The sequence below is a fragment of the Acidimicrobiales bacterium genome, from assembly GCA_025455885.1.
Classification (GTDB): domain Bacteria; phylum Actinomycetota; class Acidimicrobiia; order Acidimicrobiales; family Acidimicrobilacustridaceae; genus Rhabdothermincola_A.
The window spans coordinates 125,405-148,179 of sequence record JALOLR010000008.1; the positions used below are offsets into that span (position 1 = coordinate 125,405).

At 72.2% G+C, this 22,775-nt stretch carries 21 protein-coding genes; 10 read left to right on the forward strand and 11 right to left on the reverse strand.

Features of this window, described 5'->3' with window-relative positions:
- Positions 1 to 56: 56 nt before the first annotated feature.
- The gene (locus MUE36_08305) at positions 57 to 899 is read right to left on the reverse strand and encodes an SDR family oxidoreductase (protein ID MCU0310930.1); all 843 of its coding nucleotides are present in this window, start codon (positions 897 to 899) and stop codon (positions 57 to 59) included.
- Positions 896 to 2,164, reverse strand: coding sequence for a phytanoyl-CoA dioxygenase family protein (locus MUE36_08310; protein ID MCU0310931.1), 1,269 nt, complete (start codon positions 2,162 to 2,164; stop codon positions 896 to 898). Before MUE36_08310 ends, MUE36_08305 begins: the two co-directional genes overlap by 4 nt.
- Before the next feature lie 41 nt (positions 2,165 to 2,205).
- Here MUE36_08310 and MUE36_08315 point away from each other — a divergent pair, with 41 nt between their 5' ends.
- Genes MUE36_08315 through MUE36_08330 form a run of 4 tightly spaced genes read left to right on the forward strand, consistent with a single transcriptional unit; the run spans position 2,206 to position 5,190 of the window.
- Positions 2,206 to 2,994, forward strand: a complete 789-nt coding sequence (locus MUE36_08315; GenBank protein MCU0310932.1) for a carboxymuconolactone decarboxylase family protein — start codon at positions 2,206 to 2,208, stop codon at positions 2,992 to 2,994.
- On the forward strand, positions 2,991 to 3,650 hold the full coding sequence (locus tag MUE36_08320) for a TetR/AcrR family transcriptional regulator (protein MCU0310933.1): 660 nt from the start codon (positions 2,991 to 2,993) through the stop codon (positions 3,648 to 3,650). Before MUE36_08315 ends, MUE36_08320 begins: the two co-directional genes overlap by 4 nt.
- A complete protein-coding gene (locus MUE36_08325) occupies positions 3,647 to 4,486 on the forward strand; it encodes an NAD(P)-dependent oxidoreductase (GenBank protein MCU0310934.1) in 840 nt (279 codons plus the stop codon). Before MUE36_08320 ends, MUE36_08325 begins: the two co-directional genes overlap by 4 nt.
- 32 nt (positions 4,487 to 4,518) lie before the next feature.
- Positions 4,519 to 5,190 (forward strand): MOSC domain-containing protein, encoded by a 672-nt coding sequence (locus tag MUE36_08330; GenBank protein MCU0310935.1) that lies wholly within the window; start codon positions 4,519 to 4,521, stop codon positions 5,188 to 5,190.
- Between the two features lie 28 nt (positions 5,191 to 5,218).
- Here MUE36_08330 and MUE36_08335 read toward each other — a convergent pair whose 3' ends face one another.
- Positions 5,219 to 5,737 carry an HTH domain-containing protein gene (locus MUE36_08335; GenBank protein MCU0310936.1) on the reverse strand — a complete coding sequence of 173 codons (519 nt, stop codon included), beginning with the start codon at positions 5,735 to 5,737 and terminating at the stop codon, positions 5,219 to 5,221.
- Between the two features lie 123 nt (positions 5,738 to 5,860).
- On the opposite strand from MUE36_08335, the gene MUE36_08340 reads away from it, so the two are divergent.
- The 3 genes from MUE36_08340 to MUE36_08350 all read left to right on the forward strand — a co-directional run bounded on the left by MUE36_08340 (position 5,861) and on the right by MUE36_08350 (position 9,055).
- Complete coding sequence (locus MUE36_08340) at positions 5,861 to 6,277, forward strand: hypothetical protein (GenBank protein MCU0310937.1); 417 nt, start codon at positions 5,861 to 5,863, stop codon at positions 6,275 to 6,277.
- Between the two features lie 268 nt (positions 6,278 to 6,545).
- Positions 6,546 to 8,228 carry a SulP family inorganic anion transporter gene (locus MUE36_08345; protein ID MCU0310938.1) on the forward strand — a complete coding sequence of 561 codons (1,683 nt, stop codon included), beginning with the start codon at positions 6,546 to 6,548 and terminating at the stop codon, positions 8,226 to 8,228.
- Between the two features lie 251 nt (positions 8,229 to 8,479).
- Positions 8,480 to 9,055 carry a GNAT family N-acetyltransferase gene (locus MUE36_08350; GenBank protein MCU0310939.1) on the forward strand — a complete coding sequence of 192 codons (576 nt, stop codon included), beginning with the start codon at positions 8,480 to 8,482 and terminating at the stop codon, positions 9,053 to 9,055.
- A 94-nt stretch (positions 9,056 to 9,149) separates the two neighbouring features.
- On the opposite strand, the gene MUE36_08355 is transcribed toward MUE36_08350, so the two are convergent.
- The 5 genes from MUE36_08355 to MUE36_08375 form a co-directional block, all read right to left on the reverse strand.
- Complete coding sequence (locus MUE36_08355; GenBank protein ID MCU0310940.1) at positions 9,150 to 11,504, reverse strand: arylsulfatase; 2,355 nt, start codon at positions 11,502 to 11,504, stop codon at positions 9,150 to 9,152.
- 238 nt (positions 11,505 to 11,742) lie between these two features.
- Positions 11,743 to 12,186 (reverse strand): DUF6325 family protein, encoded by a 444-nt coding sequence (locus tag MUE36_08360; GenBank protein MCU0310941.1) that lies wholly within the window; start codon positions 12,184 to 12,186, stop codon positions 11,743 to 11,745.
- A gap of 177 nt (positions 12,187 to 12,363) precedes the next feature.
- On the reverse strand, positions 12,364 to 14,595 hold the full coding sequence (locus tag MUE36_08365; GenBank protein MCU0310942.1) for an AAA family ATPase: 2,232 nt from the start codon (positions 14,593 to 14,595) through the stop codon (positions 12,364 to 12,366).
- Positions 14,596 to 14,708: 113 nt separating this feature from the next.
- Complete coding sequence (locus tag MUE36_08370; GenBank protein ID MCU0310943.1) at positions 14,709 to 15,836, reverse strand: transporter substrate-binding domain-containing protein; 1,128 nt, start codon at positions 15,834 to 15,836, stop codon at positions 14,709 to 14,711.
- A gap of 91 nt (positions 15,837 to 15,927) precedes the next feature.
- Entirely contained in the window at positions 15,928 to 16,158 is a 231-nt protein-coding gene (locus tag MUE36_08375) for a PLD nuclease N-terminal domain-containing protein (GenBank protein ID MCU0310944.1), read from the reverse strand.
- A 344-nt stretch (positions 16,159 to 16,502) separates the two neighbouring features.
- Between MUE36_08375 and MUE36_08380 the strand changes: the two genes are divergently transcribed.
- The 3 genes from MUE36_08380 (at position 16,503) to MUE36_08390 (ending at position 18,878) form a co-directional block, all read left to right on the forward strand.
- Complete coding sequence (locus MUE36_08380; protein MCU0310945.1) at positions 16,503 to 17,888, forward strand: DUF2252 domain-containing protein; 1,386 nt, start codon at positions 16,503 to 16,505, stop codon at positions 17,886 to 17,888.
- A gap of 70 nt (positions 17,889 to 17,958) precedes the next feature.
- Positions 17,959 to 18,456 carry a hypothetical protein gene (locus MUE36_08385; GenBank protein ID MCU0310946.1) on the forward strand — a complete coding sequence of 166 codons (498 nt, stop codon included), beginning with the start codon at positions 17,959 to 17,961 and terminating at the stop codon, positions 18,454 to 18,456.
- Positions 18,453 to 18,878 (forward strand): hypothetical protein, encoded by a 426-nt coding sequence (locus tag MUE36_08390; protein ID MCU0310947.1) that lies wholly within the window; start codon positions 18,453 to 18,455, stop codon positions 18,876 to 18,878. Before MUE36_08385 ends, MUE36_08390 begins: the two co-directional genes overlap by 4 nt.
- Before the next feature lie 41 nt (positions 18,879 to 18,919).
- On the opposite strand, the gene MUE36_08395 is transcribed toward MUE36_08390, so the two are convergent.
- The 3 genes from MUE36_08395 to MUE36_08405 form a co-directional block, all read right to left on the reverse strand.
- Entirely contained in the window at positions 18,920 to 19,693 is a 774-nt protein-coding gene (locus tag MUE36_08395; protein MCU0310948.1) for an enoyl-CoA hydratase/isomerase family protein, read from the reverse strand.
- A gap of 316 nt (positions 19,694 to 20,009) precedes the next feature.
- On the reverse strand, positions 20,010 to 20,660 hold the full coding sequence (locus tag MUE36_08400) for a response regulator transcription factor (GenBank protein MCU0310949.1): 651 nt from the start codon (positions 20,658 to 20,660) through the stop codon (positions 20,010 to 20,012).
- Positions 20,657 to 22,645: a histidine kinase gene (locus tag MUE36_08405; protein MCU0310950.1), complete on the reverse strand. Its 1,989-nt coding sequence runs from the start codon at positions 22,643 to 22,645 to the stop codon at positions 20,657 to 20,659. Before MUE36_08405 ends, MUE36_08400 begins: the two co-directional genes overlap by 4 nt.
- Positions 22,646 to 22,775 lie beyond the last annotated feature (130 nt).

Sequence of the window (22,775 nt, forward strand, 5' to 3'; positions counted from 1 at the left end):
GAGCTGCCATCGGGAGCCCCTCCCACCGGACAGTGGGTGAGATTGCCGGCGGAGGGTCAGGTGCCGGTGTTCAGCGCGCCGACGAGTCCCCCGTCGACGCGGAGGTCGCAGCCGGAGACGAACGCCGCCGCGTCCGAGCACAGGAACGCCACGGCGGCGGCGATGTCGCCGGTGAGCCCGGGCAGCACGACGTCGGGCGGGGTGCGGTCGCCGCCGACCGGGGTCTGTTCGGCCAGCCACGTCTTGATGGGGTTGTGGACCAGTTCGAGCCGGCCCATGGCGGTGTCGATGAGCCCGGGCGACAGCGACACCACTCGCCCCCCGCGTGCTCCCCAGGTGACGGCGGCGCGTTCGCACAGCCGGATCACACCCCGCTTGGCCAGGCGGTAGGTCGCCCCGGGTTCGGGCTCGTCGCCCGCGACGGCCCGGAACCGGGACTCGAGGTCGGGGGCGAGGGGGTCGTCGAGCACTGCGTCGACGGCCGGGTCGAACGAACCCATGTGCCCGGAGATCGAGGCGAAGCACACCGCCACGCTGCCGGGCACCACGAGCGGGGCGAACGCGTCGAGCAGGCGGGCGGTGGCCACGAGGTCGACGTCGAGGATCTCGCGCCAGCCGGCCATGGACGGCGACAGCCCGGCGGTGTGGACGAGACGGTGGCGGTCGCCGAGGTCGGCGGCCCGCGCCGCCAGGTCGTCGACGACGTGGGGCCGGCCGAGGTCACCGGCCAGCGCGTCGACCGTCGCCGTCGTCGTCGACGAGAGGCCGTCGGCGGTCGTCGCCAGGCGGTCGGGGTCGACGTCGCACAGCAGCACCGCGTCGACGGAGGGGGCGAGCGCGGTGGCGCAGGCGGCCCCCATCGAACCGGCCCCGCCGGTGACGACCAGGACGTCGGTCACCGCCGGGTCACCTCACCGTCGTCGGGTGCGGTGGCGCGCGACGCGGTGGCCGGGTCGCCGACGGCCGCTCGTTCGCGTCGCAGCCGCGCCTGCGCGTCGCCGGCGTGGTGGTCGCCGGGTCGGGGCGGCAACGTGAAGCCGGTGTACACGACGCGCCGCTCGGCGCTCGTGGGGTGGGTGGAGCGGTGCAGGGCGCACGACATGTGCAGGGTGAGGTCGCCGCGCTCGGCCCGCAGGGAGACCTCGGGCAGGCCGAGGCCCTGCCCGACCTGGGAAGCGGCGATGTTCGAGCGGTGCGAGCCGGCCACGACGTCGAGGCCCCCGTGGGCGGTGTCGACGGGGGTAAGGCAGATGCCGACGGTGATGCCCGAGCAGAACATCGAGTGGCCGCCGCGCTGGCAGTCCTTGTGCCACGGCAGGCACACGAGGCCCTCCACCGAGTCGACCTTCTTCACGAGCCCCTCGGCGGTGGGGTCGGCGAAGTGCTCGCCGAAGGGGTCGCCGGGCCGGTGGCCCTCGCCGAGCAGGTCGCCGATGGCCAGGTAGCGAGGGTCGCGCAGAAGGTCGCGCAGGGTGTCGGACTGCTCGGCGAGGTCGAGGATGCGGCACGGGTACCGCTCCCCCGCCGCGGTGGCCGCCCACCAGGACCGGCCGTCGGCGGGCTCGGCCCGATCGACGGCGCGGGCCAGGTCGGCGTCGAGGGTGTCGATCTCGTCGGGGTCGAACACGCCGGAGAGCAGGAGGAAGCCGGCTTCGGCGAGGAAGTGCCCGGCCTCCGTCGGCCGTTCGCCGAGGCGGAAGCGCGGCTCGAGGTCGAGGGGCGAGCCGTCGAGGGCGCGCAGGGTGACGTCGCCGGGCTGATACACCCCGCGGCCGTCGATGGCCGAACGCAGCACGGCGTCCCAGTCGCAGAACGACGCGGTGGCATCGGCGTCGCCGCCGGCCCGCCCGGCGATGAGCAGGCCGAGCGCCGTGCGCTGCTCGGCGACGAGGTCGGCGAAGGCGTCGGCGTCGAGCACCACGCCCGGCGTGGCGGGGTCGGCGCCGGGCACGACCTCGAGGGTGTCGTCGCCTCGCTGCAGGGTCCACGTCCGGTCGTCGACGGTGACGGCCAGCGGCGCCAGGGCGAGGCGGGCGGCGTCGGCGGCGGCCCGCGGACCGTTGCGGGCCAGGGCGTCGCGCCACTCGGTGTCCCAGAACGTGGCGGCGTCGACCGGGGGGACGGCGCCGGCGGAACGGGTGCGCGTGTCGACCGTCCAGGACATGTCTGTAAATTAGGTCAGATGACTGAACAGGGGGCGGGTTCGTGAGCGAGTGGGCTGATCGGGAGGACCGGCTGGGCGATGCCCGGGCGCAGTACGAGCACGTGATGCGCATGCCCGCCCCGGCCCCGATGGGGGCCTTCGTCGACGCCGGTGTGGTCGGCTTCGTCTTCGGCGAGATGTGGCGCCGGGGCGGGCTCTCCCCCCGCGATCGGCGCTGGATCACCCTGGCGTGCGTGGGCATGGCCGACGCCGCGGTGCCGATGGAGACCCACACCTATGCCGCCCTGAAGAGCGGGGAGGTGACGGCCGAGGAGCTCGACGAGTTCGTCCTCTTCTTCGCCACCCAGGCCGGGTGGCCGAAGGGCTCGGCGCTGCTGGCCCACGTCATGGCCGCCATGGGGAAGATCGCCGCGGAGGACGGCGTGGCGATGCAGCTGCCCGAGTTCGTCCCGTGGGCCGACCCGGTCGACGACGACGAGCGCCGGGCCCGGGGCGCGGCCGCCTACGAAGCCGTGCACGGGGTCGCGGCCCCGGCGGCGCGCACCGTGTTCGGCGGTCTGGGCGAGCTCGACTTCCTGCACGGCGAGGTGTGGACCCGCGACGAGTTCCTGACCCGTCGCGACCGTCGGCTGGTCGCCCTCACGTGCAGCGCCGCGCTCGGCGTCGACACCGAGACCACCGCGCTGCTCGCCGCGGCGTTGCGCACCGGCGAGCTGAGCTTCGAGGAGCTCCAGGAGGTGGTGCTGCACATCGCGGTGTACCTCGGGTGGATCGTGGCCCGCCGCCTCGACCAGCTCCTGGTGGCGGCGGTCGACGAGGAGAGCGCGTGACGCCGTTCGCGTCGGTCGGCGCGCCGCGCTCGACCCGGGAGCTCTTGGTCGTCACCGCCGAGCGGCTCTTCGCCGAGCGGGGCATCGACGGGGTCTCGGTCCGCCAGATCACGCTCGAGGCCGGCGTGGCCAACAACTCGGCGGTGACCTACCACTTCGAGTCGAAGGCCGGCCTGGTGCGCGCCATCTTCGAGCACCGGGTGCCGTACCTGGCCGAACGCCGGCGGCTGTTGTGGGCCCAGTCCCCGCAGGGCGTGCGGGCCGGGGTCGAGGCGTACTTCCTGCCCGTCGCCGAGCTGGCCGAGGTCCCCGACAGCCACTACATGACCTTCCTCGAACAGCTCGCACTGCACGTCGCGACGGAGCGTTCGTCGAGCCTGCTGCCCGAGGACCTGCGCGCCCCGTACGTGGCGTACGAGGCCCGCATCGCCGGGTTGCTCGGCGACCTCCCCGAGCCGCTGGTCCACCGCCGGGTGCTCGGCGCGTCGGCGCTGTGCGTCCAGGTGTGCGCCGCCCGTGAGCGGGCCCGTCACGCCGGTGACGAGCTGCTGCCGGTGGCCCTGCACGTGAACGAGCTGATGGACCTCCTCGTCGGCGTGCTCACCGCACCGGTGTCGGACCAGACCCGGGCCGTGCTCGACGGGCTGGCGTCGTGACGGACGGGCTGCGCGTCGGGTTCGTCGGGCTCGGCGACCAGGGCGGTCCGATGGCACGGCGCATCGCCGAGTCGGGCATCCCCACCACGTTGTGGGCCCGCCGGCCCGAGGCGCTCGAGCCGTTCGCCGACACCGGCGCCGGGCTGGCCGGCTCGCTCGCCGAGCTCGCCGCGGCGAGCGACGTGCTGTGCGTCTGCGTGGTCGACGACGCCGGGGTCGAGGAGGTCCTGGTCGGCGGCGGCGGCGCCGCCGGATCGCTGCGACCCGGGTCGACGGTCGTCGTGCACAGCACGGTGCACCCCGACACCTGTCGTCGTCTCGCCGCGACGCTGGCCGGCCAGGACGTGACGGTCGTCGACGCGCCGGTCAGCGGGGGCGGGCAGATGGCCGCCGAAGGGCGCCTGGTGGTGATGGTGGGCTCCGACGACGCCACCCTGGCCCGCATCCGGCCGATCGTGGCGACCTACGGCGACCCGATCCTGCACATGGGGACGGTGGGGAGCGGCCAGATCGCCAAGCTGGTGAACAACCTGGCCTTCACCGCCAACCTGGCCGTGGCCCGGCAGCTCTTCGAGCTGGCCGGCGCCCTCGACGTGGACCTCCCTGCGCTGGCCCGGGCACTGGGCACCGGGTCGGCCCGCACCTACGGCCTCGAGCTGCTCGCCGGGCTCGGGTTCGAGTTGGCCCCCCTCGGGCCGGTGGCCGGCCCACTGCTCGCCAAGGACGTGGCGATCGTCGCCGACGTGGCCCGCGCCGCCGGCGCCCCGGTCGGCCAGCTCGTCGACGTCGCCGACGCCGCCCTCCGCGAGCTCGGCCACCCCCGCGACGATCGCTGACACACCCTGCGCCGCTCCCCTAGCGTTCGGAGGTGCCCCCTCCCCGAGCTGCTGCGACGTCGATCGCGCTGGCGGCGGTGAGTGTGGGACGGCCGACGGTGATCGGCGAGCGCGGTGGCGAGCCGGTCACGAGCGCCATCGTCAAGCAACGGTTGCCGCCCGGAACCGTGGTGTCGCTGTCGGTGCTGAACCTGGACGGCGACGAGCAGGCCGACCTGACCGTGCACGGGGGCCCCGACAAGGCCGTGTACGCCTATCCGGCCGAGCACCTCCCCTTGTGGGCCGACGAGCTCGGCGGTCCACTCGGCCCTTCGCCGTTCGGGGAGAACCTGAGCACCGTCGGGGTGTCCGAGGCTGAGGCGTGCATCGGCGATCGGTGGCACTGGGGCGACGCGGTGCTCGAGGTGTGCCAACCGCGCTCGCCATGTTTCAAGCTGGCCATGCACCGAGGGCGCGGCGACATGGCCAAGCTGTTCCGCGACAGCGGACGGTCGGGCTGGTACCTCCGGGTCCTCACGCCGGGTGACGTACCGGTCGACGGGCCCATCACGGTCGCATCGACGCATCCCGCCGGTGTGACCGTCGCCGACACCACTCGGGCCTGGGCCGACCGCCATGGCCGCGACCGTGCGCTGCTGGTGGCGGTGGCCGGGCACGACCGCCTGGCCGACGAGTGGCGCCTCCCCCTCCGCGCCCGGCTCTGACCGGGGTTCGCCCGGAGGCCCTGGGGCTTCATCCCCGGTGGAGCCGGGCCAGACGGCGGGCGGCGGCCGCCATCGTCGCTCGGAGCTCGACGGGGAGGAGGACCTCGATGTCGGGGCCGAGGGCGAGGAGCTCGCGCCGCGCGGTGTCGTAGGAGTCGAAGCGGAAGGTGCCCTCGATCCAGTCGGGACGGTCAGCGGGCGGGGGGTCGGGGTGAGGTCGCGGCCGCCATCCCTCGGGCCGGCCGTGGACGAGGGCCACCTGCAGTGCACTCGGCGAGAGGCGCACGCGGACCCGTCGGAGCGGACCGCGGGTGGCGGACAGGCCGGGCGCCACGGCGGGGTCGGTGTGGCGGAAGGTGTCGAGGAGCTGGAATCCGCCTCCGGGTCCGCGTGTGGCGTACACGGGGACCCCGGAGGTTGACAGCGTGTCGAGGTCGCGCAGCACCGTGCGCACCGAGACCTGGAGCCGCTCGGCGAGCTCGGCGGAGGTGTGTCGGCGCCCGTCCTGGAGGGCGAGCACCAGACGGAGGAGGCGGCCGGCGCGCACCGCTCACCCGCCCCGTTCGGGACAACCATCTCGATTCATGCCACATGATGTCATGAATGAGCGTCCATGATGGTCGGGCGCCACGAGCGCGTGGCCGGTCGACGAGCGGTGAGGAGTGAACGGATGCCTGATCACGTGGAGGGGAGCGGTTCGGCGGAGGATCCCTGGATCCTGACGACGCCACCGGGGTCGTCGGAGTTCGACGCGTGGCGTGACGAGGAGTCGGATCCGCCGGCACTGAGGATCCGGGTCGGGTCGACCACGCTCGCCTACGACCTGCGGTGCATCGACGACCTCCACGCCATGCTCCGGGCGCACGGCGACTGGATGCCGCTCGGCAACGCGGACGAACAGAAGGTCGCGAAGCCGGGCACGGTCGAGGCGTGGGCCCGGGCGGCCGACAACCCGGTCGGCGGTTGGTACGGGCTGCGCAAGGGCTACCGGGGCCGGTTCGGGAACTACGTGCCGCCCGTGCTCGAGGTGATGGGCCTGGCCGAGGTGGAGCACCAGACGCGCAACAACCGCATGCGCGCCCGCTGACGGCGAGCGGACCCGCCGGCGCCGGGAGTTCCCGCGCGCCGCCGCGGCCCGCCGATAGCGACGCTCCGCTGTCCGGTCGGACGCGTGATCTCCAGCGTGCACAGACCGAAGCCGCCATCATCGTGCTCGGATGGCTGACCTACGAGGACTTCGTCGCCGTCGCCGTCGTCGGTCATGATCAAGAGCTCAGTCGGCGCGACCATGGCCTGACACGACCCGATCGTCCATGCGTGCTGCAGACGTTCGTCTACTGGAGTTGGGTGACGCAGTGGCAAGGGAACCGGGACCGATCGCGAGGTGGCGTCGCGGCCGTTCCCCCGGCGCGCTCCGCGACGACGCCGTCGCCGGTGTCGTCGTCGGGGTCCAGTCGGTACCCGACGGTCTGGCCACCGGATTGTTGGCCGGGGTCAACCCGCTCGCCGGCCTGAACGCCTACCTCGTCGGTACGGCCAGCGGGGCGTTGTTCACCAGTTCGACGTTCATGGCCGTGCAGGGCACCGGAGCGATGGCCATCCTCATCGCCGACGTCCCCGCCATCACCGAGTCGGCGGAACCGACGCGGGCGCTCGTGACGCTCTCGGTCCTCACGGGGATCGTGATGCTCACCGCCGGGATCCTGCGACTCGGATCGGTGCTGCGCTTCGTGTCCAACGCCGTGATGGTGGGGTTCATCAACGCCGTCGGCGTGAACATCGTGCTGGGTCAGCTCGCCAACCTGACCGGCTACAGCGCCGACGGCGCCGGCCGGCTCGCCCGGGCCTTCAACACGCTCATCAGCCCCGGGGAGCTCCAGTGGGCGAGCGTGGCCGTCGGGGTCGGGACGATCACGTTGATCCTGCTGCTCGAACGGACGCGGCTGGGGGCGATCGGCCTGGTCGTGGCGGTGATCGCCACCTCGGCCGTCACCGCCTGGTTGGGCTGGGACTCCGTCGCGACCCTGCGCGATCTGGGCGTCGTCGCCGATGCGCTCCCCCGCCCTGAATGGCCGCTGGTGCGACTGGTCCCGGTGCTGATCATCCCGGCGCTCTCGCTGGCCTTCGTCGGGCTCGTCCAGGGCGCCGGGGTCTCGGCCAACTTCCCCAACCCCGACGGCACCTACCCCGATGCGTCACGGGACTTCGTCGGACAGGGCGCCGCGAACGTGGCCTCCGGCCTGCTCCAGGGCATGCCCGTGGGGGGCTCGGTGTCGGCATCGGCGCTCAACAAGGAGGCCGGGGCGCGATCGCGGATCTCGCTGATCGTCGCTTCGGCGGTGATGGCGCTGGTCATCGTGGTGTTCGGCGACGCCGTGGGCTCGATCGCCATGCCCTCGCTCGCCGGCCTGCTGATCCTGATCGGGTACCGGACCATCAAGCCGGCCGACCTCGCCTCGGTGTGGCGAACCGGTTCGTTGCAGAAGATCGTGCTCGCCACCACGTTCCTGTTGACGATGGTCATCCCCCTCCAGTACGCCGTCCTCGTGGGGGTGGCCCTGTCGGCGGCGCTGCACGTGGTCCGCCAGTCCAACCAGGTGACGGTGCGGCGCCGCGTGCTCGATCCCGACGGCGACTTCGTCGAGGTCGATCCGCCGGCCGAGCTCGGCGCCGACGACGTCGTCGTGCTCCAGCCCTACGGGAGCATCTTCTTCGCCGCGGCACCGGTGTTCGAGACGGCGTTGCCGTCGGTGGTGTCGACGTCGACGAACTCGGTCGTCATCCTGCGCCTGCGGGGGCGCAGCGACCTGGGCACGACGTTCATGGACGTCCTGTTGCGCTACGGCCGGTCACTGGCCGAGGTGGGCAGCCGCCTGATGATCGTGTCCGCCGACGAGCGGATCATCGAACAACTCGAGGTCACCGGGATCACCAGCCTGATCGGCGCCGACAGCATCTACCCCGGCGACGAACGGGTGGGCGCCACCGTGAAACGGGCCCACGCCGACGCGGTGGCCTGGGTCGAGCGCCACCGTTGACCGGCGTCGCTCCTGTCGATCCCCCCGTCAGGGTGCGACGGGCGCCGGCTCGAGCTCGAACCCGTGGGGTGGTCGCCGGACCAGGAGCACGACGCTCACCAGGGCCGCCCAGCGACCCGAACCGAACCGGGCGTCGCAGCTGCCCCGACGTGAACAGCGGGTCCTCGCGAGCCTCCAGGACCGGCTCGGCCGCACTGCGACGACCACTGATGGCCCTTGACGACGGAGACGGTCGCTGAGAACGTCTCGGCATGGCGATCGAGGTACGCCCGGCGACGGTGTTCGAGGACGTCGAGACCATGTTGGGTCCAGGACGGCCCGACGCGACCGTGTGCTGGTGCCTCAGCTATCGGCTCGCCTCCTCGAAGGAGAACCGGGAGCTCGTGGGCCCGGCACGCGGCGAGCGGGTGCGACTGCTGGTGCAGGAGAGCCCGCCACCTGGGGTGCTCGCCTACGACGACGGTGAGGTGGTCGGCTGGGCGGCCGTGCATCCCCGAGCCGACACGACCTTCGCCCGCAACCGCAAGATCCCCCACGTCGACGATCTCGACGTGTGGTCGGTGTGGTGCATCCGGGTGCGGCCGGGGCACCGGAAGAAGGGCATCTCACACCACCTGCTCGCCGGTGCGGTCGAGTTCGCCCGCGAGCACGGCGCCGCGGCGATCGAGGGCTACCCGCTCGACAACGACACGGCGAGGATCGACACCACCATGGCCTACGTCGGCACGAAGGCCCTGTTCGAGAAGGCAGGCTTCGTGAAGGCGGCCGACACCGAGTCGGTGCTCAACGGCTTCCCGCGCGTCCTCATGCGGCTCGACCTCCGCTGATCCTGGTCAGGAGGGCGAAGGCGAACCCGTCGAGGTGCCGGGCTCGACGGAGCCGGTCATCGCTTCGTCACGAACGCCGCCCGGCGCGCGGCAGTCAGTCGATCCCGAACCAGGCCCGGACCTGCTCCTCGTGGTTGGCGTAGCCGTCGCCGGACACGTCGACGATCACCCGGTCGATGGTGCCCCCGGTGAACGGGAACGGGGCCTGGTACTCGGGGGTCACCGCCGACGCGCTGTCCCGTCCGACGCAGATGCCGTCGCCGGTGAGGCAGAAGTAGCCGGGTTGGGTGATGATTGTTCCCTGCCCCACCTGCCGGTCGTCCACGTACAGCGTCAGGGTGCCCTCGGTGCCGGGCATGTCGGGCCGTGAGCTCGGCCCCGAGGCGGTGAACTCCGCCACGCACAGGTGGTCACCCGGCTCCAGCGCCGAGGTGGCCACCACGTCCTGGAGGACGGTGCCGATCCAGTTGAACGTGTAGCGGAGCCGCCCGTCCTTGACGTACAGGCTGTGGCCGCCCGGCACGCCGCCGGCGGCCCAGATGACCCCCTCGACCTCGGGGGAGGTGACGGACACGTGCGCGGCGATGGTGTACGAGCGTCCCGGCAGCTGCGGCCCGCTGGACTCGGGGACGTCGGCGGTGTTCGGGTAGAAGACGTACTGGTCCCGGTCGGGTGAGCCGTGAGGGCGCTCGGCCAGCACCTGCTCGAGGGCGCTGCGGTCGTCGAGGGGCAGGCCCTGGTAGATGCCGGCGTAGTAGAACCACAGGCCCTTCAGCTGCTCGACCTTCTCCGGGTGGTCGGCGGCGACGTTCCGGCTCTGGGAGCGGTCGGTCTCGAGGTGGTACAGCTCCCACTCGTCCTTGTCGAAGTTGCCCCAGCTGGACAGCGGCGGGTGCACGGTGCAGGCCAGCCAGCCGTCGTGGTAGATCGAGCGCTGGCCGAGCATGGCGTAGAACTGCGTGCGCTTGCCGGGGACCGTCGGGTCGGTCAGCGCCGCCGCGAAGCTCTCACCCTCGATCGGGCTCTGCTGATGGCCCTTGATCACCTCGGGCGGGGTGATGCCGAGCAGGTCGTACACCGTCGGCACCACGTCGACGGCGTGGATGTACTGCTGGCGGGGCGTGGGATCCGGTGCGATCCGGGACGGCCAGGCGACGATGCACATGTCCGCGGTGCCGCCCTCGGCGCCTGCCCAGCGCTTCCAGTAGGGGAAGGGCGTGTCGAGCGCCCAGGCCCAACCGGTGTTGTAGTGGTTGTTGGATGCGGGGGTCCCCAACTCGTCGAGGTGCGGCATGGTGGTCTCGACGGTGTCGGCGACGCCGTTGAAGAAGCGCCACTCGTTGAAGCTCCCGTTGGGGCCGCCCTCACCGCTGGCGCCGTTGTCGGACACCACCACGATGAGCGTGTTGTCGATCTCGCCGGACTCCTCGAGGTAGTCGAGCACCCTTCCGAGCCGGTCGTCGTAGTAGGAGATGTAGCCGGCGAAGACCTCGGCCATGCGGACGAACATGCGCCGCTCGTCGTCGTTCAGCGTGTCCCACGGGCGCACGGTGTCGAGCGCCGGCCAGGGTTGGCCGTCGGGGCCGGTGCGGTCCGGTTCGCCGTGCGGGTTGATCGGCGAGAGCTCCGTGCCCTCGGGGAGCAGCCCCATCTCGATCTGGCGGGCCAGGATCCCTTCCCGGATGGCCTCGTAGCCCTCGTCGAACACGCCGCGGTAGCGGTCGGCCCATTCGAGGGGTACCAGGTGCGGGGCGTGGCCGGCCTGCGGCGCCAGGTACATGAAGAAGGGCTTGTCCGGGTCGATGACCTTGGCGTCGCGGATGAACTCGACCGCCCGGTCGGCCAGGTCGTCGGCCAGGTGGTAGCCGTCGTCGGGCCGGCCCGGCGGCTCCACCGGGTGGTTGTCGTGGACGAGGTCCGGGAAGTACGAATTGGTCTCGCCGCCCAGCCATCCGTAGAAGCGCTCGAAGCCCCGACCGAGGGGCCAGCGGCCCTTGAAGGCCGCCAGGTTGCACTCCTCACCGGGTGTCAGGTGCCATTTGCCGACGCAGTAGGTGTTGTACCCCTGCTCGGCGAGAACCTCGGAGATGAAGCCGTTCTCGAAGGGGATGCGCGTCGAGATGCCGGGGAAGCCGGAGGCGAACTCGGCGATGGTCGCCATGCCGTTCGAGGTGGCGTTGCGGCCCGTCAGCAACGAGGCACGGGTGGGCGAGCACAGCGCCGTGGTGTGGAAGTTGGCGAAGGTGACCCCCCGCTCCTGGATGCGGCGCATGTTCGGGCACTGCACCGGGCCGCCGAAGAGGTCCATGGTGGCGTAGCCCAGGTCGTCCCACGCCAGGAACAGGACGTTCGGCGCGCCCTCCGCGGCGCGGGGCGCCAGGTACGGGGCCCAGTCCGGTTCGGAGTCGCGGATGTCGAGCTCGATGCGGCCGTTGAAGTGCGTCGGCACGGGTGTTGCCTCCAGGGGCGTTGAGGGGTGGTCGGCCTTCGGGGTGGGCGTCAGAAGCGGCGGTCCCGACGATCCTCGCGCCGGTCACCCCGGTCGTCACGTCGATCCTCGCGGCGGTCGCCGCGCCGTCGCACCCCGTGGGCCACCACTGCGGCGGTCCCCACCGTGGCTGCGGTCCGCGCCACCGGTGCCCCGATGACCCCTCCTCGCCCCACACGTCCCGGTCGGATCGGCATCGTCAGTCCTCCTCGACGGCGACGCTCATCGCCGCGATCAGCGCTTGGGTGGGGATCCTGCCACTGGCGATCAGTTGGCCACCGGACTCCCGGGCGACGACCGCGAACGGCGCCGCCCACGTGTTCTCCCAGACCAGCACGCCGGCCGTGCTGCCCGGCTCCATCGCCTCGGCCAGGTGCTCCACGTCCTCGAGGGCCAGCACCTCGGCCAGTTGCCCTTCGAGGGCGGCGAGGGAGTCGCGGTCGCCGAGGTCCTCGAACTCGACCACGTCGACGGACCCGTCGGCGTCCTTGGTCAGCACCATGAGGTCCAGGACCCTGACCAGCTCGGCCTCGACCAACGACGTCAGCTCGTCGAGCACCGCTCCGGAGAAGTGCTGCTGACCGGCGGGGAACTCGACGACCAGGTAGTCGATCGGTCCCAGTTCGGCATCGGTGTCACTCATCGCCACGCCTCCCGGCCCAACGGCGTCGATCGGGGTCGTTCCCCGCCGGCCCGACGATGCACCCGCCGCAGCCCGGCCGCCTCACCCACAACGGATGAACACCAGGCGGGGAGGGTGGCCGCCGACCGCGGGGCACGGTCGCGACGTCGCCGAGGTCCGAGCGGGCGTCGCTCCCGTTCAGCGGTCGAGGAGGCCCACGTTGCGGGCCTGCTCGACCGCGGCGCTGCGGCCGGACACCCCGAGCTTGCGGTAGATGGCGATGGTGTGGGACTTCACGGTGTTGCGCGATACGTAGAGGTGCTGGCCGATCTCGCCGAGCGTCCAGTGCGTGGCCAGGTGGTCGAGGACCCGGAGCTCGGCCTCGGTGAGCTCGTCGACCACACCGCCCCGCGACGCCAGTCGGGACGCGACACGGTCCCCCAGATCACGCGCCCAGTCGTGCAGCAGGACGACGTCGGGCTCCTGGCGCCGGTAGGGCTCCGCCTCCTCCAGGAACCGCCGTGCCAGGGGCACGTCCCGGCCCGCCAACGCCGCTTCGGCGAGCACCAGCCGTTGTTGCACCTGGGCGCGTGGCACGCTGCCCGACAGCGACAGGAGATGCCCTCGGCACAGGTCGGCGGAGTGTCGCCAGTCGTTGGTGCGACCCAGCTGGGCTTCGGCGAGGGCGGCGACCGCGAGCACGATGGCGTTGAGGGGGAAGCCGGCCAGGTTCGACTCGTCGAGTTGGCGGCGGAGCTCCAGCGCCAGACGCTGACCGGCGCCCCGGTCACCGGACCTGAGGTCGAAGAGCGCCAGCTGTGACCGGGCCACCAGATCGATCGTCGAGAGCGGGGCGCTCGCGGACGCGACGAACGCGAGCCGCTCCCGGGGGTCGGGGAGCTCGCCGAGCATGTGGCCCGTGACGGCCTCGAGCAGCGCGGCCAGCGTCCACCAGGGGTTCCCCACCGGGCCCAGGGCGACGAGCCGCCGGGCGGCGGCGTGGGTCTCCGTCGTCCCACCCGAACCGCTCACCACGAAGAGCGCGTCGCGTGCCTTCTGCAGCTGGTCGGTGGACCCGTCGGCCGGCGGGAGGTCGCGCAGGAGGCGGAGGCGCTGGTCCAGCTCCTCGCCCCGTCCGCGGGTCAGGGCGACCCACCCGGCCGAGACCGCCAGACCGGCGCTCTCGGCCACCATGGTCTCGCCGGCGGCGAGCAGCCAGCCCTCGACCGTGGCGGTCTGGCCGGCGTTCATGCACTCCATCAGGTGCTCCACCGCCACGCGTCCGGCGAGGACGGGGTCACCGCTCCCCACGGCCTGGCGGACCGCCGCGTCGGCGTGACCGGCCGTGCTCAGCCACTCGGCGGCCCGCCGTCGCAGGCGAGGCTCCTCCCCGGGCACGGGCGAGCGCAGCTCCGCCAGGAGAAGCTCCCGGAAGAGCGCGTGGTAGCGGTACCACATGCCGTCGTCGTCCAGGCCCGCCACGAAGAGGTTCTCCGACGACGCGAGCCGCTCCAGGCGATCGCCGCTGCCCTCCCCCTCCACGACGGCGTCGCACAGCGACCCACAGAGCTGCTCCAGCACCGAGGTGCGCACCAGGAACGCCCGGTCGTCGGGGTCGAGGCCGGCCAGGACCTCGTCGTGGAAGTACGCCTGGAGCGCCGGATCGCGGAGTGGGAGGTCCGGCACCCGCCGGGCGGCGTCCGGTCGGCCCCGGATGGCCAGCACGGCCAGCTGGAGGGCGGCCGGCCACCCCCCGGTCACCTCGATCAGGGACGACACGGCCTCGGGGGCGAGGCCCGGCAGCGCCCGGTGGACCACCTCGGCCGCCTCCTCGTGGCTGTAGGCCAGGTCCTGGCCGCCGAGGATCTGGGCGTCGCCGCCGGCCAGGCGCCGAGCCCACCTGATGGCCGGCAGCGCCCTCGAGCACACCACGGCCGTCGATCCGTCGGGGACCATGTCGAGGACCCGGCGGAGCACGGCCAGCGCCTCGGGGGACTGCAGCTCCTGCGCATCGTCGACAACGAGGATCCGGTCGGGGCCGGCGTCCCAGCAGCGCCCGAGCGCGGCGAGCACGCCGTCCTCGACGTCGGGGTGCGGCGCCGCGGCCGCGGCCACCGCCTCCGGCACCGCGGCGCCGGCATCGAGCGCCGCCACCAGGTTGCGGACGAACCGGACGGGGTCGTCGTCGGCGGCATCCAACGTCAGCCATGCGGCGGGCCGGCGGTCGCGGGCAACCCACTGCCGGGCGAGGGTGGTCTTGCCCGCCCCGGCCGGACCGCGCAGGACGACCAGCCGGGCGTCGGCGCCGTCCAGGCGATCGAGCAGCGCTCGTCGCGGCAGCTCGGGTGAGCGCAGCCGCGGCGCGCTGATCTTGGACCTCGACACGCCGGACAGCCCGTCGGCCCCCTGGCCTGCCTCTCCCTGGACCACCGCCCCCTCCCCTTCAGGTACCCGGCGAGCGACGGCCAGCCTAGGACCGGTCTCGGCCGGTGTCGGCCCCGGGCGGGCGGCACCGGGTCCGGCAACCGCGGTTCCCCGCCGCCTCAACGGTCGGTGCCGAACCACCTCTCGTAGATGACGTCGTAGGTGCCGTCCTCGGCGATGGAGAGGAGGGCTTGGTCGAGACGCTCGGTGAGCGGGCTGCCGGGTGCCAACGCGATCCCGTAGTACTCCCTGTCGAAGACGGGTCCGACGATCGTGACCTTCCCCCGTCCTTCGGTCTCGGCGAAGTAGCGCAGGATGGGCGAGTCGTAGACGACTGCGTCGGTGTCGCCGCGCTCGAGGGTGGCGAACGCCTCGTCGGCGGTCTCGACGAGGACGGCTTCGATGCCGCTCTCGCGGAGGTAGGTCTCCGACGTGGTGCCCCGCACCGTGATGACCCGGCCGCTCTCGAGGTCGTCGACGCCGCCGACCTGACCCTGGATCTGCTCGACGGTGAGGTTGGTGGTGATGACGGCGGTGAAGTTGGCGATGAACACCACCCCGACCACCATCCACATGATGGTGAGCACCCGACCGATGCGACGGCGGGGGACGCGGTCGCCGTACCCGACAGTCATCATGGTGACCATCGCCCACCACAGCCCGTCGAAGATGCCGTGGCGGGCGTCGCGGTGGAAGTCGGGGTTGTCGCGCCGTTCGACGAGCCAGATCACCGCTCCGACGATGAGGGACAGGCCGACCATGAGGACGATCAGCCACTCGACCGGCCCGGCGAAGAGCGTGGACCAGGTGTCGGTCAACGACACGCCGTCGGCGGGGCGGGTCATGACCTGGAGCCCCGAGTTGAAGATGGGCTTCGAGAAGTCGAGGGTCTCCTCGCGCTCGGCGGTGATGCTGATCGCGGCGACACCGGCGTCGGCCGCGCCGCTACGAACCGCGTCGAGCTGCGCCCCGACGGTGTCGACCCACTGGTAGTTGCTGACGAGGTCCGCCCGACCGGCGGCCTCTTCCCACAGGTCGATGCTGAAGCCTCGGGGGGTCTCCCCCTCGAAGACGAACGGCTCCGCCACCTTGATGACGACGTCCACCGCCTCGTCGACACCCGTCGCGCCCTCGGCGGGTGACGGGGTACTCGGAGGGGCCTCCTGGGCGGCGACAGGGGTGATCGACACCACCAGGAGGGCCATGCCGGCCACGGCCATCCGCCAGGTGCGACGCGAGGTCGTCATCCGACGAACTGTAGAGGCCCTGCCCCGGGCCGAAGCCCAGATCGATCCGCCCGGCTCGACCGCGCCGGGGCATGTCCCCGGCGGGCATGGCTCACCCCTGCGGTGGAACCGGCTTCCGGCCGAAGGCCAGGTAGGCGACGGGCCCGACGGGTTGCACGAAGCACCCGAGCGCCCACGCCCACCTGGGACCCCGCACCTGGTCGGCGGGGCGCCCGGCCAGGTCCCGCAGCGCCACTGCGGTCATCGCCAGCTCGACCGCCGCGGCGACGATGATGGCGGCCTGTTGACCCTGGCTGTAGTCGGCCCAGCGCTTCCTGCTCATCCCCGGTGACGCTAACCCGGCCCCCCGCACCCCGTGCGGCCGGATGCGGTCGGGAGAGCGGGGTCCCACGGATCGGCGGAACCGGTCCGAGCGCCGTCAGCGTCGACAACCGCACGGCCACCTGGAGCGCCTGCTCCTCACCCGCGATGGGTGATCGTCTCCGCTACTGTCCTCCGCCGGACGGGGCCGCAGGTCGTCGTCCCGGTGTTTCGGACGTTCACCTCATGGGGGCGAGGACAACGGGCGCCGGAAGGGTCAGGATCACCACGGTCGTGTCGCCGGGACGTCGCGGAGGACGAGCCGACGGCCCGACATCGAACACCCTGCGCCGAGGAGTCACTGCCATGTCCCACCCGTCCGTCGACGACAGCATCGAGATCGGCCGCTCGGCGCGTCGAACGACCCCCCGGTCCTCCCATGCGGACTGGACGCCGAGCCCGAACCGACGCGATCCGGTGACGCTGCTCGAGGAACAGAACGCCAGTCGGGTGCCGTGGCTCGTGCCCATCCGCCACGCGCGGATGTCGGTGTCGCCGTTCACCTTCTTCCGCGGCGCGGCTCGGATCATGGCCGCGGACCTCGCAGCCACCCCGGTCTCGGGAATCGAGGTGCAGCTCGGAGGCGACGCCCACCTGTCCAACTTCGGCGCCTACGCCTCACCGGAGCGTCGCCTGGTGTTCGACCAGAACGACTTCGACGAGACGCTCGCGGGCCCCTGGGAGTGGGACCTGAAGCGGCTGGCCGCCAGCTTCGTGGTGGCGAGCCAGTTCCACGGTCTCCCGGCGGTCGCCACGCGCTCGATCGCCGCCGAGGTGGTCCGGGCGTACCGGACCTCGATGGGTCGGTTCGCGGGGCAGGGCTTCCTCTCGCTCTGGTACGACTACGTCGACGTCGACGACATCGGTGCCGACAGCGGCATGTCGGCCAAGGAGATGGACAAGCGCCTGGACAGGTTCCGCAAGAAGGCGACGCGGAAGACCAGTCAGCAGGCGCTCGAGAAGCTGGCCGAGGTGGTCGACGGACGATGGCGGATCCGTCACGAGCCCCCCGTGCTGTTCCCGCTGGAGCGACTGCCGGGCGACGAGGACCAGGAGCAGCTCCGGGCGGCGGTGGACCGCAGCCTCGCCAGCTACGCGACGACGCTCGACGACAATCGCGCCGCACTGCTCGACCGCTACGAGTTGGTGGACGTCGGCGTCAAGGTCGTCGGCGTCGGCAGCGTCGGCACCCGCTGCCTCGTCGCCCTGCTGCGCGGCCGCGACAACAGTGACCCGCTGTTCCTGCAGATCAAGGAGGCGGGTCCCTCGGTGCTCGCCGAGTACCTCGCGCCGAGCCCGTACGAGCACCAGGGCCGACGCGTGGTCGAAGGCCAGCGCCTGGTGCAGGCGACATCCGACATCTTCCTGGGCTGGACCACGGGCGACCTCGCCGGCGTCCACTACTACGTGCGCCAGCTGCGGGACTGGAAGGGCTCCGTCGACGTGGAGGCCGAGGGCGTCACCGCCGAGCAGCTCACCTTCTACGCCGACCTGTGCGGCATGACGCTGGCGCGCGGCCACGCCCGTTCCGGCGACGCGGTCGCCATCCACTCCTACGCCGGGAAGAGCGCCACGCTGGACGAGGCGATCGTGACGTTCGCCGAGAACTACGCAGCACTGAACCTGGAGGACTACCACCGGTTCACACGCGCCATCGCCGACGGTCGCCTGGAGTGCGCCGAGCAGGTGTGAGCCCGCCGAACCCGACGGCAGGGGCGGCCGTCACGGCCGGTCCGCACAGCGGGTGTCACACCCCCCGGGGATGCTGAGGGTGCTCCTCATCGGCGGACCCCGGAGGCACACGTTGCGCTCTTCACCTTCCCCCTGTCCCACTGCGGACCCGGCGGCCGAGGCCTACCTCGCCGTCGTCGTCCGCACCGTCCAGCACCTGGCGGCTCGGCGCCACGGCATCGACGTGGCCGACGACCTCGTCCAGCTCGTGGCCACGCAGTTCTGGCCCCGTCGGGCCGAGTACATGGCCAACTACGCCCCGGAGGCGTTCGCGGCGGTGGCGTTGCGGTCCCGTGCCGACCAGCTGCGTCGTTCCGAGCGCATCCAGCGCGCCGAGGGGGCCCGCCTCCACGTGGACGCCCACGGTCTGCGCCGCCCGTGGCGCGACCGGGCGCTGGTGCTGCTCGTCGACGGCGGCGGCTGCACCGTCACCGAGGCGGCCGACCGGGTGGGGCTGAGCCGGGCCTACGCCAACCGGGAGCTCACCCGCATCCGGGCCGTGCTGCGCGAGGCGGTGGGTGCGGCATGAGCCCGGGCGGGCGGGACGAGGAGACCGTCGAGGTCCGGCTGCGCTACCGGCCGGTGGGCGACGTCCTCACCGTGTCGGTGCGCTCCGAGGCGCCACCGGGGCCGATCGGCCGGACCGAGCTCGACGACGCCACCTCGATCGAATGGACGCGGCGACCCGACGGAACCGAGCAGATGACCGCCCTGCAGCTCCTCGACGCACGGTCGTCGATCACCGATGGCCGAGGGTTCGACGTGCTCCCCGAGGCGCTCCGAGCGGCGGCACTGGATCTGATCGACCCGGGGCGCCACCACCACGACCACCCCTCCACGCACCGCCCGACGCACCCGACCGCCACCCACGATTCGTGGGTCCGCACGACCGCTGACGCCCTCGTCGTTGCACTCCCTCGCGCCGCCGGTGGTCGGCACGGACCGGGGTGACGAGGCGCGCCGACGCCCGGGCCGCGGTTCCGCCGGCCCGCCTAAGTGGGCGACGCGAAGCCGGCGACGAACACCGCGAGGGCGTCGCGCTCGCGGTCGAAGGCGGCGGCGAGCTCGGCTCGCTCGGGGGCGTTGAGGAGCCGCTTCACCTGGGTCAGGGCCTCGGGGGTGTGGACGGCGAGGCGTCGGGCGTGGTCGGCGGTGACGTCGAGCAGCTCGTCGGGGTCGCAGAGCTGCCAGGCCAGCCCCATGGCCAGGGCCTGGTCGGCGGTGATCCACTCCGACGACAGCAGCGTCCAGGCGGCCTGTTGGCGGCCGAGGAGTCGGGGGAACAGGTAGCTCGACCCGGCCTCGGTGGGTGCGCCGAGCTCGGTGAACGGGCACCGCAGGCGGGCCTCGGTGGACATGAACACGACGTCGGCGAAGGCCAGCATGGTCATGCCGAACCCGACGGCATAGCCGTTCACGGCCATCAGGAGGGGCTTGGGGAAGTCGGCCAGGGTGTCGAGGAGCCGATCGAACCCACTGCCGTCACCGGTCTCCTCGACGTCGTCGGTGTCTCCGGTTGCCTCGGTGTCGTCGGGCTCCGTGCGGGGTTCGGCCAGCGCCTTCAGGTCGGCCCCGGTGCTGAAGGACCGGCCGCTGCCGGTCAGGACGACGACGCGCACCTCGGGATCGACGGCGGCGGCGCGGAGGGCGGCGAAGAGGTCCCACACCAGACCCCCGTCGAAGGCGTTGAGCCGCTCGGGACGGTGCATCGAGATGGTGCGCACCCGGTCGGCGTCGACGATCCGCACGTTGTCGAGGTCGTCCATGGCCCCAACATATTCCGGGACCATCACCACCCCGACGGGTCAGGGCTCGTCGTCCCCGACACGCTTCCTGCGCCGTTCACACCACCTCGGCCGCACACCGGAGACCGGCGGCGTTGACGAGCCGGCGATCCGCGGTCAGCAGTGGACGTTCGACCGCCTCGGCGAGAGCGACGTAGCGGGCGCCACCCCTCGCCGGTACCGCCGGGGTCTCCCCGAGCCCTCGACCGGGTTGTGAGCCGCCAGCGTCACATCCGCTCCCACCGGGGCTCGGATGCGGTGGTTGGTCGCGTCGCGTCTGCGTGTCGAGCGGTCCCTGTCAGCCAGCGAGGAACGCGATGACGGCGCGTACCCGCCGGTGGTCGTCCCCGTTGTCGGTAATGCCGAGCTTGAGGAAGACGGCGCGGAGGTGGGCTTCGACGGTTCGTTCCGAGACCACGAGGCGGCGGGCGACACCGGCGTTGGTGAGGCCCTGCGCGACCAGGGCGAGCACGTCGCGTTCTCGGTCCGTCAGCCGCTCGAGTGATGATGCTCCGCTTCCGCGCTGCGGCGTGACCAAGGTGGCGACGACGGTGGGATCGAGCGCCGAGCCGCCACCGGCCACTCGCGTGATCGCGTCGAGGAAGTCGTCGACGTCGAGCACACGGTCCTTGAGGAGGTAGCCGAAGCCGTTGGTACCGGCGAGCTCGGCGACACGCCTGATCTCGATGTGCTGCGACAACAGCAGTACCGGCAGCGCCGGGTCGCGTTCGCGCAGCTCGACGGCGGCGCGCACACCGTCATCGGTCCCGTCGGGCGGCATTCGCACGTCCACGATCGCGAGGTCTGGTTGCTCGGCTTCGACGGCCTCCACCAACGCGCGGGCATCGCCGACTGCCGAGACGACAGTGTGTCCTGCTTCTCCGAGCAGGCGGATGAGGCCTTCGCGAAACAAGGCGGCATCGTCGGCGACGACCAGGCGGAGCGTCACAGCACCGCCAGGAGGGTCGTGCCGCGTCCGGGTTCGCTCGTGATCGTGAGACGGCCGCCGAGTGCGGTGACCCGATCCGTCAGCGAGGACAGCCCGCGACCGACCGGGGCGTCGCCGTACGGACGGGCTCCTGACATGGGTGCGCCGGCGCCGTCGTCGGCCACCTCGATCCGGAGTCCGTCGCCCTCGGCGCGCACGTCGACGGTGATCTGGTTCGCGGCGGCGTGCTTGAGCGCGTTGGTGATCCCTTCGGCCACGACGAAGTACACGGTCGTGGCGACCAGGTCGCTCACCTCGACGTCACCGATGGTGACCTCGATCGGCAGAGGGATGTCGGCGGTCAGGCGGGCGAGCGCCGTGGCGAGTCCGTCGTCGAGTAGGGCCGGTCGGATGCCGTGGGCAAGGCGGCGCAGGTCGGCGACTGTTGCCTCGAGTGACTGCACGGCGAGGTCGATGTCGGCAACGGCATCAGGGTCGTCACTGAGGCGGCGTTGCACGGAACGCAGCCGCATGCCGATCGCGATGAGTTGCTGTTGGGTGCCGTCGTGGAGGTCGCGTTCCAACCGGCGACGCTCGATCGCAGCGGCTTCGACCAGTCGCAGACGACTGTCGCGGACATCGTCCAGCGCCTCTCGCAACTCGAGGCGAAGCCGGGCTACATCGATCGCGAGGCGGCACTCGATCACCGCCTCGCGCGCGCGCCTCACCCGCCGCTTGGAGACCCGGGACAGCATCACCGCTCCGACGGTGCGATCGTGCCGCTGCAGGCCGATGACCCGCCCGGGTTCGGTGGCGGAGACGTCACCGCTGGCGGAGCCGTCGAGGCGGACGAAACCTTCGTGCCCCGGCGTGTTCAGAAGCAGCTCCAGGCCCGGGTCGTCGAGGGATCGGCGGAGCTGCATCTCCACCTGCTCGGGTGCGGCGTCACCGTCGCGGACCGCGTCGACGAACCGGCGGATCTCCGACAGCATCACCGCACGATCCGGATCGAGCAGGGCACCGACCTGACGGCGGAGAAGCCGATGTATCGGATGGAGCAGAAGCGCCGTCGCGAAGGACCCCACTGCGAGACCGCCGGCCGACCCGACACCCAGCCACGACGCTCCGGTCTGCGAGACCGCCGTGACCACCACGGCGAAGACACCGGCGGCGACGACCACCGTGAGGGCCGCGGCCAGCGCGCCGCCGACCACCCGATCGAGATCGAACAGGTCATAGCGCAACACGCCGACCGCGACGGCCGCAGGCAGGAGCACCAACATGGCGACCATGAACGGCGTGTAGGCGAGCGCAACCGGCGCACCCACAGCTTCGGCGATCCAGCCCGCGACCAGCAACGTCGGCACCGACCCGGCACCGACGATGAACCAGCGCAACTGGGCACGCACAACCGAGTCGCCGTCCCGGTAGCGGAGCAGAACCGCCGCGACCGACAACCCCAACACGGCGATCAGGCCGCCGGCCACGGCGAGCATCGCCACCGTGTTCACCGCCGGGGGCAGCTCGAACGGTGGGCTGCCAGGGACCTCGCCTCCGGCGCCCACGTACTGATCGGGCTGCGCCGCGAGCACCACCCCGGCGGCGAGGCCGATACCGAGGAACGCCCATGGCACCGCCGCCCACCGCCGTCCCGGAAGCCGACCCGACGGGAACGTAGCGGCGAGGACCACGAAGCCCGCCAGGTTGAACACCCAGACGCCCTGGGCACAGCGAGCGACGAGGTCGGCTGCAGGCAACGGCGCCTCGGACTGCCACGAAGCGGCCCACTCCTCGATGGCAGAGACCAGCGTCGGTGCCGCGCCCAACAGCACCAGCCCAACGCTGACCGGGCTCTGCGGACACCGCGCAGCCACCAACAACCCCAAGGCCACCGACAGTCCCGCGACGGCAGCGAGTGACCACGCCGGCGAGTCCAGCCCCAACCGCGCCTCGACGACGACCATCCCGCCGAGACCCACGGCGTACGCGCCGATCGAGCCTGCCATCAGCACCCGATGGCGAGTACGAGACGTCACTTTCACATCATCGCGAACCCATCGAGGTGCCGTCGTCGGTGCTGGCGCGTACGCGTCACCGACACGTGCGATCCGAACCAGCACCGATGCACAGCACCGG

Coding starts and splice junctions, on each gene's coding strand:
- MUE36_08395 (MCU0310948.1), bottom strand. CDS start 19,693: ATGGACGACCTCGACAACGTGCGGATCGTCGACGCCGACCGGGTGCGC.
- MUE36_08360 (MCU0310941.1), bottom strand. CDS start 12,186: ATGAGTGACACCGATGCCGAACTGGGACCGATCGACTACCTGGTCGTC.
- MUE36_08405 (MCU0310950.1), bottom strand. CDS start 22,645: ATGGCAGGCTCGATCGGCGCGTACGCCGTGGGTCTCGGCGGGATGGTC.
- MUE36_08375 (MCU0310944.1), bottom strand. CDS start 16,158: ATGAGCAGGAAGCGCTGGGCCGACTACAGCCAGGGTCAACAGGCCGCC.
- MUE36_08340 (MCU0310937.1), top strand. CDS start 5,861: ATGCCTGATCACGTGGAGGGGAGCGGTTCGGCGGAGGATCCCTGGATC.
- MUE36_08350 (MCU0310939.1), top strand. CDS start 8,480: ATGGCGATCGAGGTACGCCCGGCGACGGTGTTCGAGGACGTCGAGACC.
- MUE36_08385 (MCU0310946.1), top strand. CDS start 17,959: ATGCTGAGGGTGCTCCTCATCGGCGGACCCCGGAGGCACACGTTGCGC.
- MUE36_08390 (MCU0310947.1), top strand. CDS start 18,453: ATGAGCCCGGGCGGGCGGGACGAGGAGACCGTCGAGGTCCGGCTGCGC.
- MUE36_08380 (MCU0310945.1), top strand. CDS start 16,503: ATGTCCCACCCGTCCGTCGACGACAGCATCGAGATCGGCCGCTCGGCG.
- MUE36_08370 (MCU0310943.1), bottom strand. CDS start 15,836: ATGACGACCTCGCGTCGCACCTGGCGGATGGCCGTGGCCGGCATGGCC.
- MUE36_08310 (MCU0310931.1), bottom strand. CDS start 2,164: ATGTCCTGGACGGTCGACACGCGCACCCGTTCCGCCGGCGCCGTCCCC.